This window comes from Curtobacterium sp. NPDC089689 (assembly GCF_044749145.1).
Lineage (GTDB): Bacteria > Actinomycetota > Actinomycetes > Actinomycetales > Microbacteriaceae > Curtobacterium.
In genome coordinates, this window is the sequence record NZ_JBIVHJ010000004.1 from 128194 (window position 1) to 143101 (window position 14908).

Sequence of the window (14908 nt, forward strand, 5' to 3'; positions counted from 1 at the left end):
CCGGTAGCATCGGCGGGTGCATCGGGCGAGAGGCGACGCTGAGAGGCCGCAGCGAGGGTTTCGCGCTGACATCCAGGGGTTGCGGGCCGTCGCGATCGCGCTGGTCATCCTGTACCACCTCTGGCCCAACCGGCTGCCGGGCGGCTATGTCGGTGTCGATGTCTTCTTCGTGATCTCCGGCTTCCTCATCACGGGCCATCTCCTGAAGGCGGCTGAGCGTGAACGACCGGTGCCGATGCTGATCGGCTTCTACGGTCGGCGCATCCGACGGCTGGCCCCGGCTGCCGTGGTGGTCCTGGTCTTCGTCCTGGCCTTCACGCTGGTACTCCTTCCGGTCTCCTCCTGGGCTGCGACCAGTTCGCACGTCCTTGCGGCGTCGTTGTTCTCCGAGAACTGGTTCCTTGCCGCGCAGTCAGTGAGCTACCTCGATGCCGACGCGACGCCGTCGGCGCTCCAGCACTTCTGGTCACTGTCGGTCGAAGAGCAGTTCTACATCGTCTGGCCGCTCCTGCTCCTCGGCGCGATCATCGTGATTGGACGTCGTCGAGGGACGTGGCTCGTGGGGTTCGTTGGGGCCGTCTTGGTGTTGAGCTTCGCGTGGTCGCTCCTGCACACGCAAACGAATTCAGACGTGGCGTTCTTCGACACGGCGGCGCGCGGGTGGCAGTTCGCCGTCGGTGCCCTGGTGTCCTTCATGCCCGCGTTCCGCGGCCGGCTGCGGCTGGTGCTGCCGTGGCTCGGATTGGCGGCGATCGGGGCGCCCGCGCTGGTCTACTCCGAGACGACTCCGTTCCCGGGCGTTGCCGCGATCCTCCCGACACTCGGCGCCGCGGTGATGATCGCCGGGAGGGCGCCGGTGGACGCACCGTGGTCCTTCGGCTTCCTTGCCTCGTTCGGTCCCATTCGCTGGTTGGGCGACGTCTCCTACTCGGCGTACCTCTGGCACTGGCCGTTGATCATCTTGGTGCCGCAGTGGCTCGGCGTCGAACTCGGAACGCGCCTGAAGGTGCTGATCCTCGCAATGACCCTCGTCATGGCATGGGTGTCCTATCGGTTCGTAGAGACCCCGGTTCGGCGCAGCGCTGCGCTGGCGAAGCGCCGGCGGCGGAGCTTCGTCGCCGGTACGGCCGCGCTCGCGGCGCTCGCGGCTACGTGCTTCGGAACCGTCGGCGTCGCGAACGCCAAGATGGCGGCCGAGGACGCTAAACTGCTCGCACAGGTCACCGGCGGCCAGCGCTGTTTCGGCGCGACGGCCATCTCCGACCGATCTTGCGATGATCCCTGGGGAAAGATCGAGCGCGCGGACGTCCCCGCACCGCTGGCCGACAAACCAGCGGTCTGGAAGGACGACTGCATCGACGACATCACCGAGAACACGGACAAGTACTGCACCTACGGGGACAAGACTGCTTCCGAGACGGTGCTCCTGTGGGGCGATTCCCACGCGGGAGCTTGGTCCAGCGCCTTCGATGTGGCCGGCAAGCTCGACCACGTCAAGGTAATCGTCGCTGCCCGAAACCGGTGCCCCTCGAGCATGGAGGCACCCACCGGTACCACGTTTGGAGACGTCATCCCGTCAGATCAGCGGAAGTGGTGCGACGCGCGGAACAGATGGGTGATGTCCGAACTCGTTCCACGCGCCGACCGTGTGGTCCTGGCCGACCTGTGGGCGAACTACCGGTTTGCCGGTGATCACGCCACACAGGCCGACGGGTACGCGGCACTCATCGACGGCGCACGGCAGCTGGGCGCGACCGTCACGATGATGCAACACGTTCCCCTGACGGGTCCGACACTCGAGAAGAAGGTCATCGGGCCGCAGTGCCTCGCCGCAGAGCGCGACTGCAGCAACGACATCGAACACGGGCTGCCCCCTTCGACGTCGCTGCCGCAACGCATCTTGGTGGACGGCGGGTACGGCGACTCTGTGCGCTGGATCTCGGTACAGTCGCGGTTCTGCCACGACGGTCGCTGCTACTCGGCGATCGGGGGAGTGTCGGTCTACTTCGACGGCTCGCATCTGTCGAACGCGTACAGTGCGTCGCTCGGGCCATGGCTCGCGGCGGCGTTGCACCACACCGATCCGCTGCGTGCATCGTCCTGATCGGCTCCGGCCATCGCTGGTCGGTGCACCTCGATCGGGACCGAGACGTCAGTACCATGAGACATGCTCTCGACGCCCTTCGTCCCGCAGGCTCGCTCAGGAAGCGGCGTTGTCGGGGACCGCTCGGTCGCAGTCGACCTGGTCCGGGTGATCGGTGTCATCGCCATCGTGGCGGGGCACACATGGGACCAGCGACACTTCGCGCAGGCCGGTATCTACACCTGGCACGTTCCGGTGTTCTTCGTGCTCACCGGGTACCTTTGGAAGTCGGGGCGGAGCACTCGCGTCGAACTCGCTCGTCGTACACGGACACTGCTCGTGCCGTACGTCAGCTGGCTCGTCCTCGTGACGGTCATCTGGTTCGGCTTCCGGGCCGCGGTCGGTGACTCCTTCGACTCACACACGCTGAAGCTGCTGCTCCTCGGCGGTAACTGGATCTCCCGTCCGTACTCGGCCTTCTGGTTCGTCACATGTTTGTTCGCCGCAGCCGTCCTCTTGCGATGGCTTGAGCACGTGCATCGTTTCCTGCCATGGTTCGCGGCGGGCATCGGGCTCGCCTGGTGCATCGGCGACCGCTACCCGCTGGCGATGATCCCGGAATCGTTGGGGGTGGCGTTGCCCGCGATCTTCTTCATGTTGATCGGCGTGCTGCTGCGGCGGTTCAGGCACACGATCGACCGCCCGGTCCTCGTCGGGTCGTTGCTCCTCGTGCCCGCGTGGTGGCTCGGCTGGTCCGGGGCCCTGGACACACTGAACATGAAGGGAGCCAATCTCGGCACTCCGGTGCTGAGCGCACTCATGGCGGGAGCGATCTCGTGCGGCCTGCTCCTCGTGGTAGAGGGGACGGAGCACCGTCTGCCGGCCTGGGCACGTCGGCTGGTGTTCGTCGTCGCTGCCTGCGCGATTCCGGTCATCCTCACGCACACGCTCTCGCTCGCCATCACCGAACGGCTCGGGCTGCCGTCGTCCAAGTGGACATTCCTCATCGCGTACTTCGTTCCGCTCGCCCTCGCCTTGGTCCTGCGCATGACTCCCGCCAAGCGCGTCCTCTTCTGAGGCGGCCGAACTCCTCGAGGCGCCGCTCGCCACGAACCGGTTTCGGCGTACCGCACAATAGGAGGGTGCGGCGCGTCCTCCCTCTCTTGCTCGTCCTCGGCTTGCTGGCTGTGCTGGCAGGTGCCTTCGTGATCGTTCCGGCATCCGAGGCGACGGACTCCCCGCGGGCCGCAGAATCCGACGCGCGGGTCGCACCGCTACGAGTCGCCGTCGTCGGTGACTCGCTCTCGGCAGGTCGGTCGCGGTTCCTCGGCAACGGGCTCGACGATGAGGCGTGGATGGCCTACGCCGACGGCGACGGCATCGAGTACGTCGGCGGGTGGGCGCGCTCAGGTGCCACACCGGACGAGATGGCGGAAGCCGTGCAACCGATCGACGCCGTCGATGTCCTGGTGGTCCTCGCCGGCACGAACGCCGTCCGCACCGGCCGGACGATGGCGCAGGAGACCGCCGCCTACGAACGGATCGTCGAGGTCATCCGGCCGAAGCGCGTGCTGGTCTCGTCGATCCCGCCGTACCGTGCGCACGCAGCGGCAGCGCTCGTCTACGGCAAGGAGTTGCGGAACGTCGTGGCCGAGCGCGGCTGGACCTGGGTCGACCCCTGGGCCGCCGCGCGCGATGGCGACGACTGGGCACCCGGCTTCAGCACCGACGGGACCCACCCGGCAGGCCCGGAGCAGTACCGCATCCTCGGCGAGTCCTTCCGTCGGATCATCCTCGAATCGCGGACCCTGCCGTCCGCTCTTGGCGCCTGATCAGCGCGCGGTCGCTCCGACCCCAGCCACCTCGTCGAGCAACCCCGCGTACTCCCGCGACCGCCCGAACGGCGCCAGCCGCCGACTGAACCCAGTGGCTCCCTCCGCAGCACCCACCGGCCCGGCGAGCACCCCCGCGAGCGACGTCACCGCGTCGGCCGGGTCGAACCACCGCACCCACCCCTCGCCGCCGAACTCCGCGCGCAGGTGCGGCTCGTCCGGCAGCACGGCCGGCACCTCGAACGACGCGGCGAGGTGCAGCGCGCCCGAGTTGAGGACGCGTCGGTAGGGGAACACCGCGACGTCGGCGGCCCGGAACCACCGCTGGACGTCGACGTCCTCGACGTGGTCGTGCTCACGGACGGCGCGGAGGTCGTCGCCGAGCATCGTGTCGATGGTCGCGCGGTCCTCGTCAGAGGTCCGGCCAGCGAGCAGCAGCACTGGACGCTCGGCGGGTGCGAGTGTCCGCACGGCTTCGATCAGCAGGTCGAGGCCCTTGTACGGGCGCATCTGCCCGAAGGCGAGCACGGCCCGGTCGTCGGGCGCGAGCCCGAGGGCGTCCCGTGCGTCGTCCCGCGACGAGGAGGCCGGGTAGACGCCCTGGTAGCTCGGGTGGGGGATGCGCACGACGCGCGATGGGTCGAGCCGGTAGTACTCCGAGACGGCTGCGGGGGTGTCGGAGTTCATCACGTGCACCACGTCGGCTGTGGCGGCGAGGTACCGGTCCAGTTCGAGTTCGAGGTCGAGGTGCCGTGCGTCGTGGGGGAGGACGTTGTGGATGGTCCAGACGAGTCTGGCGCCGCGCGAACGGGCGGCATCGACGGCGGTCCGGAAGCGGTCGAGCCGCGCCCGGGCGGCCTCGTGGTCGTCGTCGGCGCGCTGCACGATCGGTGACGTCCAGTGCATGTGGAACACGTCACCGCCGCCGAGGTGCCCGAGGTGCCCTTCGAGCTGTTCGAGCCGCAGTGTCTCGACGACGTTCCAACCCGCGGCCCGGGGGGCGAGGAGCATCAGGTTGAGGTAGGGGTTGTCCCGGTAGGCCGGGAACACCACGAGGGAGCGATCGGGCACCGCCCGATCCTACGGGGCGCTCAGTCGAGCGTGGCGACGATGTACTCGGCTTCGTGCAGGACCGAGCAGAACGCCAGTCCGTCGTGGTCGAGTGCAGCTCGCTTGCTGATGACGGCGCCGCAGACGACACACCTGACGGTGAACGTCGAGCGGATGGCATCGGAGAGGAGCGACATGCCTCGATCGTCCTCCGCCGTGGTTAACAGATGGCTGCGGAAGCCTCGGAGAACCGTGAACGAACCCACTGGATCAGCGGACTGTCGGCTGGCTAGCCGATTGCTGTGATCGACTCCAGGATGGCCGCTGCCGGACGATCGGACGGCAGGACGACCGCGTAGTCTTCCTCAGCTCTGACGGCGCCCCAGGCGGCGTTCAGTGCCCCGGGCTGCGGCACCCAGTTGCTCGTACCGGACGCGACCAGCACGGTCACGTCGTCGAGCCCACTCGAACCGCGGTACCAGGCGGACGGGATGTCGACCTGCACGAGGTGACCCAGTGCCTCCAGGCCGGACACGAGGGCGGCGACGTCCTGCGGACGCGACCCGTCGTGTTTCAGCGCCACGCGCAGCGAGGCGCCGGCGTGAGCGGCAGGCGACACGACAGGATCGGGTGCCCGCACCACGACCGGTCGCGACGACCGCACCATGACCGCGTGCCCCTTCGGCATCCCCGGCGCGACCCCGGCGTACTGCAGGCCTGCTGCTTCGTACCGCCATGCGGCGTCGGCAGCCGGGTAGCGTCCGCGCCACCGCTCGTCGAACACCCGACGGTTCTCGATGCGGGCGTCGTCCCGGCCCTCGGTGCGGCTCTCGTGGTGGACGACGACGGACGCGGGCTCGACGAGGAAGGCCGACCCGTCGGGGGAGTCGGCGAGGGCGCGGAGGCAGAGGTCGACGTCCTCCAGACCGTTCGCGTACACCGGGTCGAAGCCGTGCCAGCGGAGGAGGTCCGCGGCACGGAAGGCCGCGGCGGCGGCCGTGATCGCCGAGAAGCGACGGGCAGTCGCGTCCGACAGAGCAGCGGTCGCGTCGTACCGCGGGTGCTCGCCGAGGAAGTGCCACGGCAGGACCTTGTCGCCGCCGAACACGGTGCCGGCGGCCTGCACGATGCCGTCCGGGTAGAGCAGCAGCGGCTGGACGCCGAGCACGGTCGGGTCGTCGAGCGCGGTGACGAGCGGTCGGAGCCACCCGGTGGTCACCTCGGTGTCGTTGTTGAGCATCACCACGACGTCGCCGGTGGAGCGGGCGAGCCCGAGGTCGCTGCCGAGCGCGAAGTTGCGGTTGCGGTCCTCACGCTGCAGCACGACGCGGGGTTCGTCGCGGAACCAGGCGTCGAGCACGCCGGAGACCGAGCGGGGCGAGCCGTTGTCGACGACGACCACCTCGACGTCGTCGCCGTCGTGGTCGGCGGCGCCGAGGACCGCGTCGACGGCCCGGCGGGTCATCGTCCAGTCGCGGTACGTCGGGATGATGACGGACACGCGGCCCGTGGTGCGCGGTGCGGCGGCGAGGGCGTCCCAGTCGAGGCGGTGGCGCGCGAGGGCGACCTCCTGCCACGACGCCGGCTGCCCGGAGGACACCCGGCGGACGTCGCGGACGTTGTCGTAGTCGACGCCGATGACCGGCACGTACACGGGCATGCCCGCGTGCCGGGCGATGCGCAGCAGCCACTCCCAGTCGATCCAGCGGCGGAGCGTCTCGTCGAAGGGCCCGACGGCGTCGGCGACGTCGCGCCGGACGACGAGTGCGTTGAGGTCGATGAAGTTGCCGGCGAGGAGGTCCTCGACGGTGCCGTCCTCGCCGCGGAACGTCTCGGTGGGCGCGGTCGCGTCGTCGTCGTTGTTCGCGCCGACCATCCGCAGGCCCGTGTGCGCACCGGGCGCGTCGGTCTCGAGGACCCCGGCGACGGCGGCGGCGAGGTGCTCCGGCCGCCACGTGTTGTCGGCGTCGAGGAACGCGACGAGCTCGCCCCGTGCCGCCGCCAGGCCGGTGTTGCGGGCTGCCCCGGCGCCGCCGTTCGGCCGTTCGTGCACGTGGACGCGGTCGTCGCCCTCGGCAGCGGCGCGCACGACGTCGAGCGTGTCGTCGCCGGAGCCGTCGTCGACGACGAGCAGCTCCCAGTGCGTGTACGTCTGCGCCTGCACGGAGCGGATCGCGGCCGTCACGACGTCGGGTCGCCGGAACACCGGCATGACGACGGACACCAGGGGGCGTTCCGTGTCACGGCGGGCGGCCCCGCGACGGAGCGCCGCGAGCGCCTCGTCGGTGCTCGGCCCGTCCCACTGCTGCCGGTAGCGGCGGCGCGTTCGGTGTTGTGCTGCCGCGTACGCGCGTGCGTTGGTGAGGGCGACGTCGCGCGCAGCGGCCCACGTCGGTGCAGCACCGCGTCGGCCGGGAGGCACGGGGAGCGCGGTCTCGTCGGTCGCCTCGCGCAGGAAGTCGCGGAGGGCATCGAGCGTGGTCGCCGGTCGGCGACCCTCCGGCCGCGACGCCGCCCAGACCCCGGCGTCGAAGAGCGGACCGGTCTGGAAGAGCTCGGGCCCCTCCTGGTGGAGCGCGTCGTACCAGGACATCCGGGCGTCGGGCTGGTGCTCGCGCATCCACTCGGGTTCGACGAGCGGGCTGAGCGACAGCCCGCGCCGACCGTCGTTGTGGACGTAGAACGACACCGCCTCGGCGTCGGTCGGGAAGGTCCGGCCGGTCTGCGCCTCGAGGTACGCGCGGTCGACGATGCCGAACTCGACGATGCGGGCGGCCCAGCGGTCGAGCCGGTCCGTCACGGTCAGGGGACGTTCCGGACCGCGGAGTCGTCGGGCGAGGCCGCGTGCGATCCGGCCGAGGCCGTCCTGGCCGTTCCTGCCGCCGGGCATCAGCGGCGCCCCGGGAGGCGGGACGCGACCTTGGCGATGGCTTGGCCGGTGCGGAACGAGCGGCTCGCGCGGAGGTCGTCGAGCTCCCGGCGGAGCCGCGTGACCTCGTCGGACGACGACACCGCGCTCGCCTGCGCCGCGGCGAGGTCGAGCGGCAGGAACGCGGCCCAGCGTCGTTCGAGCGCGGCCGAGGTGCCGTCGAGCGGGGCGAGCATGCTGTTCTCCACGCCCTCCCGCGCGCTGTCGAGCTCGTCGGGGGTCACGACCTCCGCGAACGGCCGGACGAGGTCGGCGACCCGAGCCGATCCGGCGCGGTACTGCGCCGACGACCAGGGGACGTCGGCGGCGCCGGTGTCGACGACGACCCAGTGGGCTGCGCGGCGGTTCGCCGTCACGAGGTCGGCCGGGGTCGGGTCGACGAGCAGCTGGACCGTGACGAGGTCGTCCGGGTTCGGCTCGTCGGAGGTGACCGTCCACGAGTCGGGGGCCGACGTGCCGGAGGGGAGCCGTGCCTCCAGGGCGAAACCGTCCCCGAAGGCCGCGTCGATCTGCCGGACCAGCGCGTCCGCGTCGGCGACGTGCCGTAGGTCGACCGCCAGCCGCGCTGCCGGACCGGCCGGGACGAGCACGTCGGCGAAGCGCTCCGTCGCCGTCGTGCCGTGCCGCTGGTAGGCGGCCACCGCGTCCGGGAAGAACGGCCAGCGCCGCTCGAGCTCGCGCTGGTGGGCGGCGCGGAGCGCGTTCCGGTTGCCCGAGAAGCTCTTGCCGCCGGCGTGCAGGACGAGGGCGTGGTTGGCGATCTTGGCGAGCCAGCCGTGTGCGGCGATGCGGAGGCAGTAGTCGTTCTCCTCGCCGTAGCCGGGGGCGAACGTCTCGTCGAAGAGGCCGTGCTCGGTGACGAGCTCGCGGCGGGTCAGGAAGCAGAACCCCATCGCGACGGGGAGGACCTGCGACGCGGGCAGGAGCGGCGCGATCGCGGACCAGACCTCGCGCGTGCGTTCCTCGGTGCGGGCCGCGCCGCGGTTCGTCAGGCGGTAGGGGATGCTCGCGATCGTGGCGTTGTCGCTGCGGGCGGTGACGACGCCGGTGCGGTCCTCGTCGAGGACGGCGAGCATGGCGTCGAGGAACCCGGCCGTCGGGACGGCGTCGCTGTTGAGGAGGAGGACGGCTTCGTCGGCGTCGTGCCCGCTTCCCGTGTCGAGCTCCGTCACGGCGCGGTTGCACGTGCCGACGAAGCCGAGGTTGTGGTCGTTGCGCTCGTACCGGAACCCCGGGAGGCCGGCGGTGCGGTCGAGGAGTGCACGCTCGATGGTGTCGGCGTCGGGGCCGCAGTCGTTCACGAGCAGGACGCGGTGGCGGTCGGTGTCGAGGTGCTCGACGAGGCCGTCCACGCAGCGGAGGAGCGATTCGAGGTCGCCGTACACCGGCACGACGACGAGGGTGGTGCGGGTCATCGGGGCTGCTCCTCGGCGGGGTCGGTGGTGCTCTCGCTGGTCGTGGCGGCTGCACTGTGCGCTCCGGCGGCTGCCTCGCCCTGCTGCAGCGCCGTGGCGAGGGCGTCGACGGCGGCGTCGAGCGGCCCGCCGAGCGCACCGTCGGCGACGGGTGCGAACGGGGTCGGCCCCTCGGCTGTTGCCCGCCGGACCGCGTCTGCCACGGCGAGGCCCAGGGACCGTGCGTCCGCCGGCACCGCCGTCAGGTTCGGGTGCAGGTGCCCCCGGGTGTCGCGGAACTCGTTCGTGACGACGCGCGCGCCCGAGATCGCCCCGTCGAACGGCGGGTGGCTCGGGTGCGGGCTGTGCTGCAGCGACAGCACCACGTTCGTCGACGCGATGAAGCGGAAGTAGTCGTCCCACGGCATCGTCCCGTGCGACACGAGCTTCACGTCGCCGGCACCCCCGTCGAGCTCCACGTCGCCGTGCTGCTCGCCCGCGGAGTGGAACTCGACCCGCAGCCCGTCGGCCTCGAGTTCCTGCACCGCGACACGCAGGGCCGCGACGCCGAGCCGGAACAGGTTGCGGTGCTTGCTCGGACGCCCGTAGAAGAGCACGCGCACGGTTTCCTCGTGCTGCCGGGCCGCTGCGACGCGTTCGAGCAGCTCGAGGTCGAGGTGCGGCGCGAACGACCGGTCACGGGGGACGTCGACGTCCTCGACCTCACCGAGGTACTGCCGGAGCGGCTCGGAGTTCACGAGCATCCGGAAGCCGGCACGGTAGGTCGAGGCAGCGACCGCGTACTCGGTCGACCACGGGCTGAACCCGGGCTCGTAGTCCTGCACGAGGTAGACGACGCGGTCCCGCGACACGACCCCGGCGGTGACGGCGACGTCGAGCGGGTGCGCCGTCTTCCAGTGCGTGGCGATCCACACGTCGTCGCGGCCGAACGTCTCGTCGAGGACGTCCTCGCGCCGCACGACGCGGACGCCTGGGCGACCGTCGACGCGGGACTCCGGGAAGCGCTCGGCGACCAGGGCCTCGGCCGCGGCGGCGCTGTTGCCGGGGGTGGTCCAGCGCACCATCACGACGCGGACCCGGCGGCCGGTGCGCTCGCCGAGTGCGAGGGCGACCGCGAGGGCGGTCTGGACGCCGGCGAACGCCGCCCCCTCGCGCAGCTCGTCGACGACGAGGACGACCTCGGGGTCCCGGTCGACGGTCCGGATGCCGGCGATCGCGAGGCTGGTCTCGACGAGCCCCTCGAACGGCCGGGCGGCGAGCGGAGCACGGTCGCGCTCGCGTCGCGCCACGCGGACGTCCACGCGGGAGACCGTGCGTCCCAGCCGCTCGCGGACGTCGTTCCGGTAGTGGCCGTCGCGTGCGTACCGTTCGTTCACGCGCACGAGGTCGGTGACGAGGCGTCGCGCCTTCTCGAAGTTCATCGACCCTCACGTTAGCGGCCGTCCACAGGCCGCAGGGGCCGGTCGGGGGTGCTCGGTAGGCTTGGCGACCTGATGATGCAGCGAATCGACCTCCGCGGCGGCCTGCCCGCCCGTGCCGAACTCCTCCGACTCATGCCCCGCGCCGCCGGCGACGTCTCGCACGCCGTCGATGCCGCACGCGAGCTCGTGGACGCGGTGCGGGAGCACGGGGCCTCGGCGTTGCACGAGCAGGCGGAACGGTTCGACGGGGGAGCGCCGTCGCACGTCCGGGTCCCCGCGGCGGAGATCCACGCCGCAGTGGCCGGGCTGACCCCGGCCCTGCGGGAAGCGCTCGACGAAGCGATCCGCCGCGTCCGTGCCGCGAGCGCCGCACAGGTGCCCGCCGGCTCGGTGACGACCCTCGCCGACGGTGCCGAGGTCCACCAGCGCTGGCAGCCGATGCGCCGCGTCGGGCTCTACGTCCCGGGCGGCAAGGCCGTGTACCCGTCGAGCGTCGTCATGAACGTCGTGCCGGCGCAGGTCGCCGGTGTCGGGTCGATCGCGCTCGTGTCCCCGCCGCAGCGCGACCACGGCGGACACGTGCACCCGACGATCCTCGCGGCGGCCGGGCTCCTCGGCGTCGACGAGGTCTACGCGATGGGCGGCGCCGGGGCGATCGGTGCGCTCGCGTACGGCGTGCCGGAGATCGACCTCGAGCCGGTCGACCTCGTGACCGGGCCCGGGAACAACTACGTCGCGGCGGCGAAGCGGATCGTCCGCGGTACCGTCGGCATCGACTCCGAGGCCGGGGCGACCGAGATCCTCGTGATCGCCGACGACACGGCCGACGCCGGCTACGTCGCGGCCGACCTCGTCAGCCAGGCCGAGCACGACGAGCAGGCGGGCGCCGTCCTCGTGACCACCTCGGCGACGTTCGCCGACGCGGTCGAAGCGGCGATCCCGGAACGCACGGCGCGCGTCGGGACCGCCACGCGCCTCCAGGTCGCCCTGGACGGACCGCAGTCGGCGGTCGTCCTCGTGGACTCGCTCGCGGACGCCGCGACCGTGAGCAACGCGTACGGGCCGGAGCACCTCGAGATCCAGACCGCCGACGACGACGCGGTCCTCGCCGACATCGACGCTGCCGGGGCGGTGTTCGTCGGGCCGAGCACGCCGGTCAGCCTCGGCGACTACCTGGCCGGGTCGAACCACGTCCTGCCGACCGGTGGGCAGGCCCGCTTCGGGTCAGGGCTCTCCGCGTCGACGTTCCTCCGGCCGCAGCAGGTCATCCGGTACTCGCCGGAGGCCCTCGCCGAGGTCGCGCCGCACATCGTGGCGCTCGCGACGGAGGAGCAGCTGCCGGCGCACGGTGCCGCCGTGACGGAGCGCACGAGCCGGTAGCCTGGGTCCGACATGTTCTGCCCCTTCTGCCGCCACCCGGACTCCCGCGTCGTCGACTCCCGCACGAGCGACGACGGCACCTCCATCCGTCGCCGTCGCCAGTGCCCGAACTGCGGGCGCCGCTTCTCGACCACCGAGACCGCGTCGCTCAACGTGGTGAAGCGCAACGGCGTGACCGAGCCGTTCAGCCGCGACAAGATCGTCTCCGGCGTGCGGAAGGCGTGCCAGGGCCGCCCCGTGACCGACGGCGACCTCGCGGTCCTGGCGCAGCGGGTGGAGGAGACCGTGCGCTCGTCCGGGTCGAGCCAGATCGACGCGAACGACATCGGGCTCGCGATCCTCGTCCCGCTCCGAGAGCTCGACGAGGTCGCCTACCTCCGCTTCGCGAGCGTGTACCAGGCCTTCGACTCCCTCGAGGACTTCGAGGACGCCATCGGGCAGCTCCGCCTCGACCACCACGCAGCCTCCCGCGCCGGGGGTGCTGACGCGTGAGCGTCGGCGTCGAGCGGGCGATCCGCGGCGGGTACGAGGTCGTCTTCCGCTCGGTGTTCGCGAACATGGACCCGGAACGGGCCCACCACCTGGCGTTCGCCGTGATCCGGGTGATCCCGCACGTGCCGTTCATCGGCCGGCTCGTCGAGCGGTCCTCGCGCCCGTCGGCGGCGGACGGCATCACGACGATGGGGATCCACTTCCCGTCGCGGTTCGGCCTCGCCGCCGGGTTCGACAAGGACGCCAAGGGCATCCGGGGGCTCGGGGTGCTCGGATTCGGGCACGTCGAGGTCGGCACGATCACGGCGAAGCCGCAGCCGGGCAACGAGAAGCCCCGGCTCTTCCGGCTCATCCCGGACCGCGCGCTCGTCAACCGCATGGGGTTCAACAACCACGGCGCTCCCGCGGCGTCGCGCCGGCTCGAACGGGCCCGGCGCAACCCCGGCCGCCCGGTCATCGGCGTCAACATCGGCAAGAGCCGCGTGGTCGACGTCGCGGACGCCATCGACGACTACCTCGAGTCCACCCGGCTCCTGGCGCCGTTCGCCGACTACCTCGCCGTCAACGTCAGTTCGCCGAACACCCCGGGGCTCCGTGGCCTCCAGGAGCTGGACCAGCTGCGGCCGCTCCTGACCGCCGTGCGGGACGCCGCCGGCCGGACGCCCGTGCTCGTGAAGATCGCGCCGGACCTCACGGACGAGCAGATCGACGCGATCGCCGGGCTCGCGGTGGAGCTGGGACTCGCCGGGGTGATCGCCAACAACACCACGATCGACCGCCCGGGGCTGAAGACACCCGTGGCCGACGTCGAGGCCATGGGCGCCGGGGGACTCTCCGGCGCGCCCCTCGCCGCGCGCTCGCTCGAGGTCCTGCGCCGCGTCCGTGCGGCCGTGCCCGAGGACTTCTGCGTGATCGCGGTCGGCGGGGTCACGAGCGAGCGGGACGTGCAGGACCGGATCGACGCGGGGGCGACGCTCGTGCAGGGCTACACGGCGTTCCTCTACGAGGGGCCGACCTGGGCAGCGCGGATCAACCACCTGCGTCGTCGTCGGCTGCGGCGCGCCGCGCGCTGACGCCGCATGGTGGGGTCGGCCCGCAGAGGTCAGACACCCCGCTCGGTTCCGTCGAGTGGTCGCGCAGTGTCGCTCTCGGCGTGGTCAGGCGACGGTTCGTGACCGTCGGCCCTCTCGGTGACGGGGAGTCGCGACCGTCCGGAGGGCGACCGTCCCGGGGCGGCCATGCGGCCGCGTGGACGAAAGACGTCGTGCTCGCTGGCGGTCTCGTGGACGGCGAGTCGAGGGCCCGCACCGACGGACCACCGGTCGGGAGGCACGGTGCCGGTCCGCCCCGCGCCTCCCGTCCGGTGTCGGGTCGTGTCGTGTCGTGTCGTGTCGTGACGTGACGCGTTGTCTCGTGTGTCCCCGCCGTTCGGTCGCACGACGTGCCGTGCGCGGGTCGAGTTGGTCGCACGATCGGTCGGCCCAGCCGAACGTGAGCGGCATGTCGTGCGACCAACCCGCGTCCCCCGCCGGGTGCGTCCGGGCCCGCGCACGTCGCGCCGCGCCACGCCGCGCCGCTCTGCGCCACGCCGCGCCGCCCTGCGCCGCGCCGCCCGCGCCCTCGCCCCACACGCAGGAGCGCCGCCCGACCGAGGTCGAGCGGCGCTCCGCGGGGGACGAGCCAGGTCAGACGGCGGGGTACTGCCCGCGGCGCACCTGCGGCTTCGGCAGGCGGAGGAACCGCAGCTGCCACGCCCGCGTGAGGATGTAGAGGAAGGTCCCGCGCTGCATCGAGCCGAACTTGTTCGTGAGCTTCTTGCGGAGGGACAGCCACAGGACGACGCAGTCGATGACGAACAGCGCCACGAACGCCCACACCAGCAGCAGCGCGTACGAGGCGAGCACGGTCTGCGCGGCGGCGAACCCGAGGATGAGGAAGATCACGAGCACGGGCATCATGACCTCGCCCACGTTCCAGCGGGCGTCGATCCAGTCGCGCACGAACCGACGCTGCTCGCCGCGGTCCTTCGCCGGGAGGTACCGTTCCTCGCCGTTGGCCATGCCGACGCGGGCCTTCTCGCGCTCGGTGTTCAGGCGGGCACGCGCGGCCTTCTTGTCGGCGGGGGAGTTGCCGACGAGCGGGCGACGGTTCGCAGCCTCACGCTCACGACGGCTCGGCGTCGGCCGGCCCTTGCCCTGCTCGCTGAGCTCGTCCTCGGCGGGGTTGACGGTCGTGTTGGTCTTGGGGGCTGCCTTCGCCACGGTGCGTTCCTGACTGCGGTTGCGTGCTGGATCGTCCTCTAGATT

Annotated in this window: 12 protein-coding genes; 6 read left to right on the plus strand and 6 right to left on the minus strand. The window is 71.7% G+C overall.

The window, feature by feature from the left end:
- Positions 1-16 precede the first annotated feature (16 nt).
- From ACIPYW_RS15385 to ACIPYW_RS15395, 3 genes are all read left to right on the plus strand, one after another.
- Entirely contained in the window at positions 17-2104 is a 2088-nt protein-coding gene (locus ACIPYW_RS15385; protein WP_400415038.1) for an acyltransferase family protein, read from the plus strand.
- A 63-nt stretch (positions 2105-2167) separates the two neighbouring features.
- Positions 2168-3160, plus strand: coding sequence for an acyltransferase family protein (locus ACIPYW_RS15390; RefSeq protein WP_400415040.1), 993 nt, complete (start codon positions 2168-2170; stop codon positions 3158-3160).
- 128 nt (positions 3161-3288) lie between these two features.
- Entirely contained in the window at positions 3289-3915 is a 627-nt protein-coding gene (locus ACIPYW_RS15395; RefSeq protein ID WP_400415042.1) for an SGNH/GDSL hydrolase family protein, read from the plus strand.
- On the opposite strand, the gene ACIPYW_RS15400 is transcribed toward ACIPYW_RS15395, so the two are convergent.
- From ACIPYW_RS15400 to ACIPYW_RS15420, 5 genes are all read right to left on the minus strand, one after another.
- Positions 3916-4986 (minus strand): glycosyltransferase, encoded by a 1071-nt coding sequence (locus tag ACIPYW_RS15400; RefSeq protein ID WP_400415045.1) that lies wholly within the window; start codon positions 4984-4986, stop codon positions 3916-3918.
- A 20-nt stretch (positions 4987-5006) separates the two neighbouring features.
- The gene (locus ACIPYW_RS15405) at positions 5007-5162 is read right to left on the minus strand and encodes a hypothetical protein (RefSeq protein WP_176491703.1); all 156 of its coding nucleotides are present in this window, start codon (positions 5160-5162) and stop codon (positions 5007-5009) included.
- A 92-nt stretch (positions 5163-5254) separates the two neighbouring features.
- Positions 5255-7855: a glycosyltransferase gene (locus ACIPYW_RS15410; protein WP_400415046.1), complete on the minus strand. Its 2601-nt coding sequence runs from the start codon at positions 7853-7855 to the stop codon at positions 5255-5257.
- On the minus strand, positions 7855-9309 hold the full coding sequence (locus ACIPYW_RS15415) for a glycosyltransferase family 2 protein (RefSeq protein WP_400415048.1): 1455 nt from the start codon (positions 9307-9309) through the stop codon (positions 7855-7857). The genes ACIPYW_RS15410 and ACIPYW_RS15415 overlap by 1 nt, the downstream gene beginning before the upstream one ends.
- Complete coding sequence (locus tag ACIPYW_RS15420) at positions 9306-10730, minus strand: hypothetical protein (protein WP_400415050.1); 1425 nt, start codon at positions 10728-10730, stop codon at positions 9306-9308. Before ACIPYW_RS15420 ends, ACIPYW_RS15415 begins: the two co-directional genes overlap by 4 nt.
- A gap of 72 nt (positions 10731-10802) precedes the next feature.
- Here ACIPYW_RS15420 and hisD point away from each other — a divergent pair, with 72 nt between their 5' ends.
- Genes hisD through ACIPYW_RS15435 form a run of 3 tightly spaced genes read left to right on the plus strand, consistent with a single transcriptional unit; the run spans position 10803 to position 13675 of the window.
- On the plus strand, positions 10803-12110 hold the full coding sequence (gene hisD / locus ACIPYW_RS15425) for a histidinol dehydrogenase (RefSeq protein ID WP_400415053.1): 1308 nt from the start codon (positions 10803-10805) through the stop codon (positions 12108-12110).
- Between the two features lie 12 nt (positions 12111-12122).
- Positions 12123-12602 (plus strand): transcriptional regulator NrdR, encoded by a 480-nt coding sequence (nrdR, locus tag ACIPYW_RS15430; RefSeq protein ID WP_400415055.1) that lies wholly within the window; start codon positions 12123-12125, stop codon positions 12600-12602.
- A complete protein-coding gene (locus ACIPYW_RS15435; protein WP_400415057.1) occupies positions 12599-13675 on the plus strand; it encodes a quinone-dependent dihydroorotate dehydrogenase in 1077 nt (358 codons plus the stop codon). The genes nrdR and ACIPYW_RS15435 overlap by 4 nt, the downstream gene beginning before the upstream one ends.
- A 612-nt stretch (positions 13676-14287) precedes the next feature.
- On the opposite strand, the gene ACIPYW_RS15440 is transcribed toward ACIPYW_RS15435, so the two are convergent.
- Positions 14288-14863 (minus strand): DUF3043 domain-containing protein, encoded by a 576-nt coding sequence (locus ACIPYW_RS15440; RefSeq protein WP_400415059.1) that lies wholly within the window; start codon positions 14861-14863, stop codon positions 14288-14290.
- Between the last annotated feature and the right edge of the window lie 45 nt (positions 14864-14908).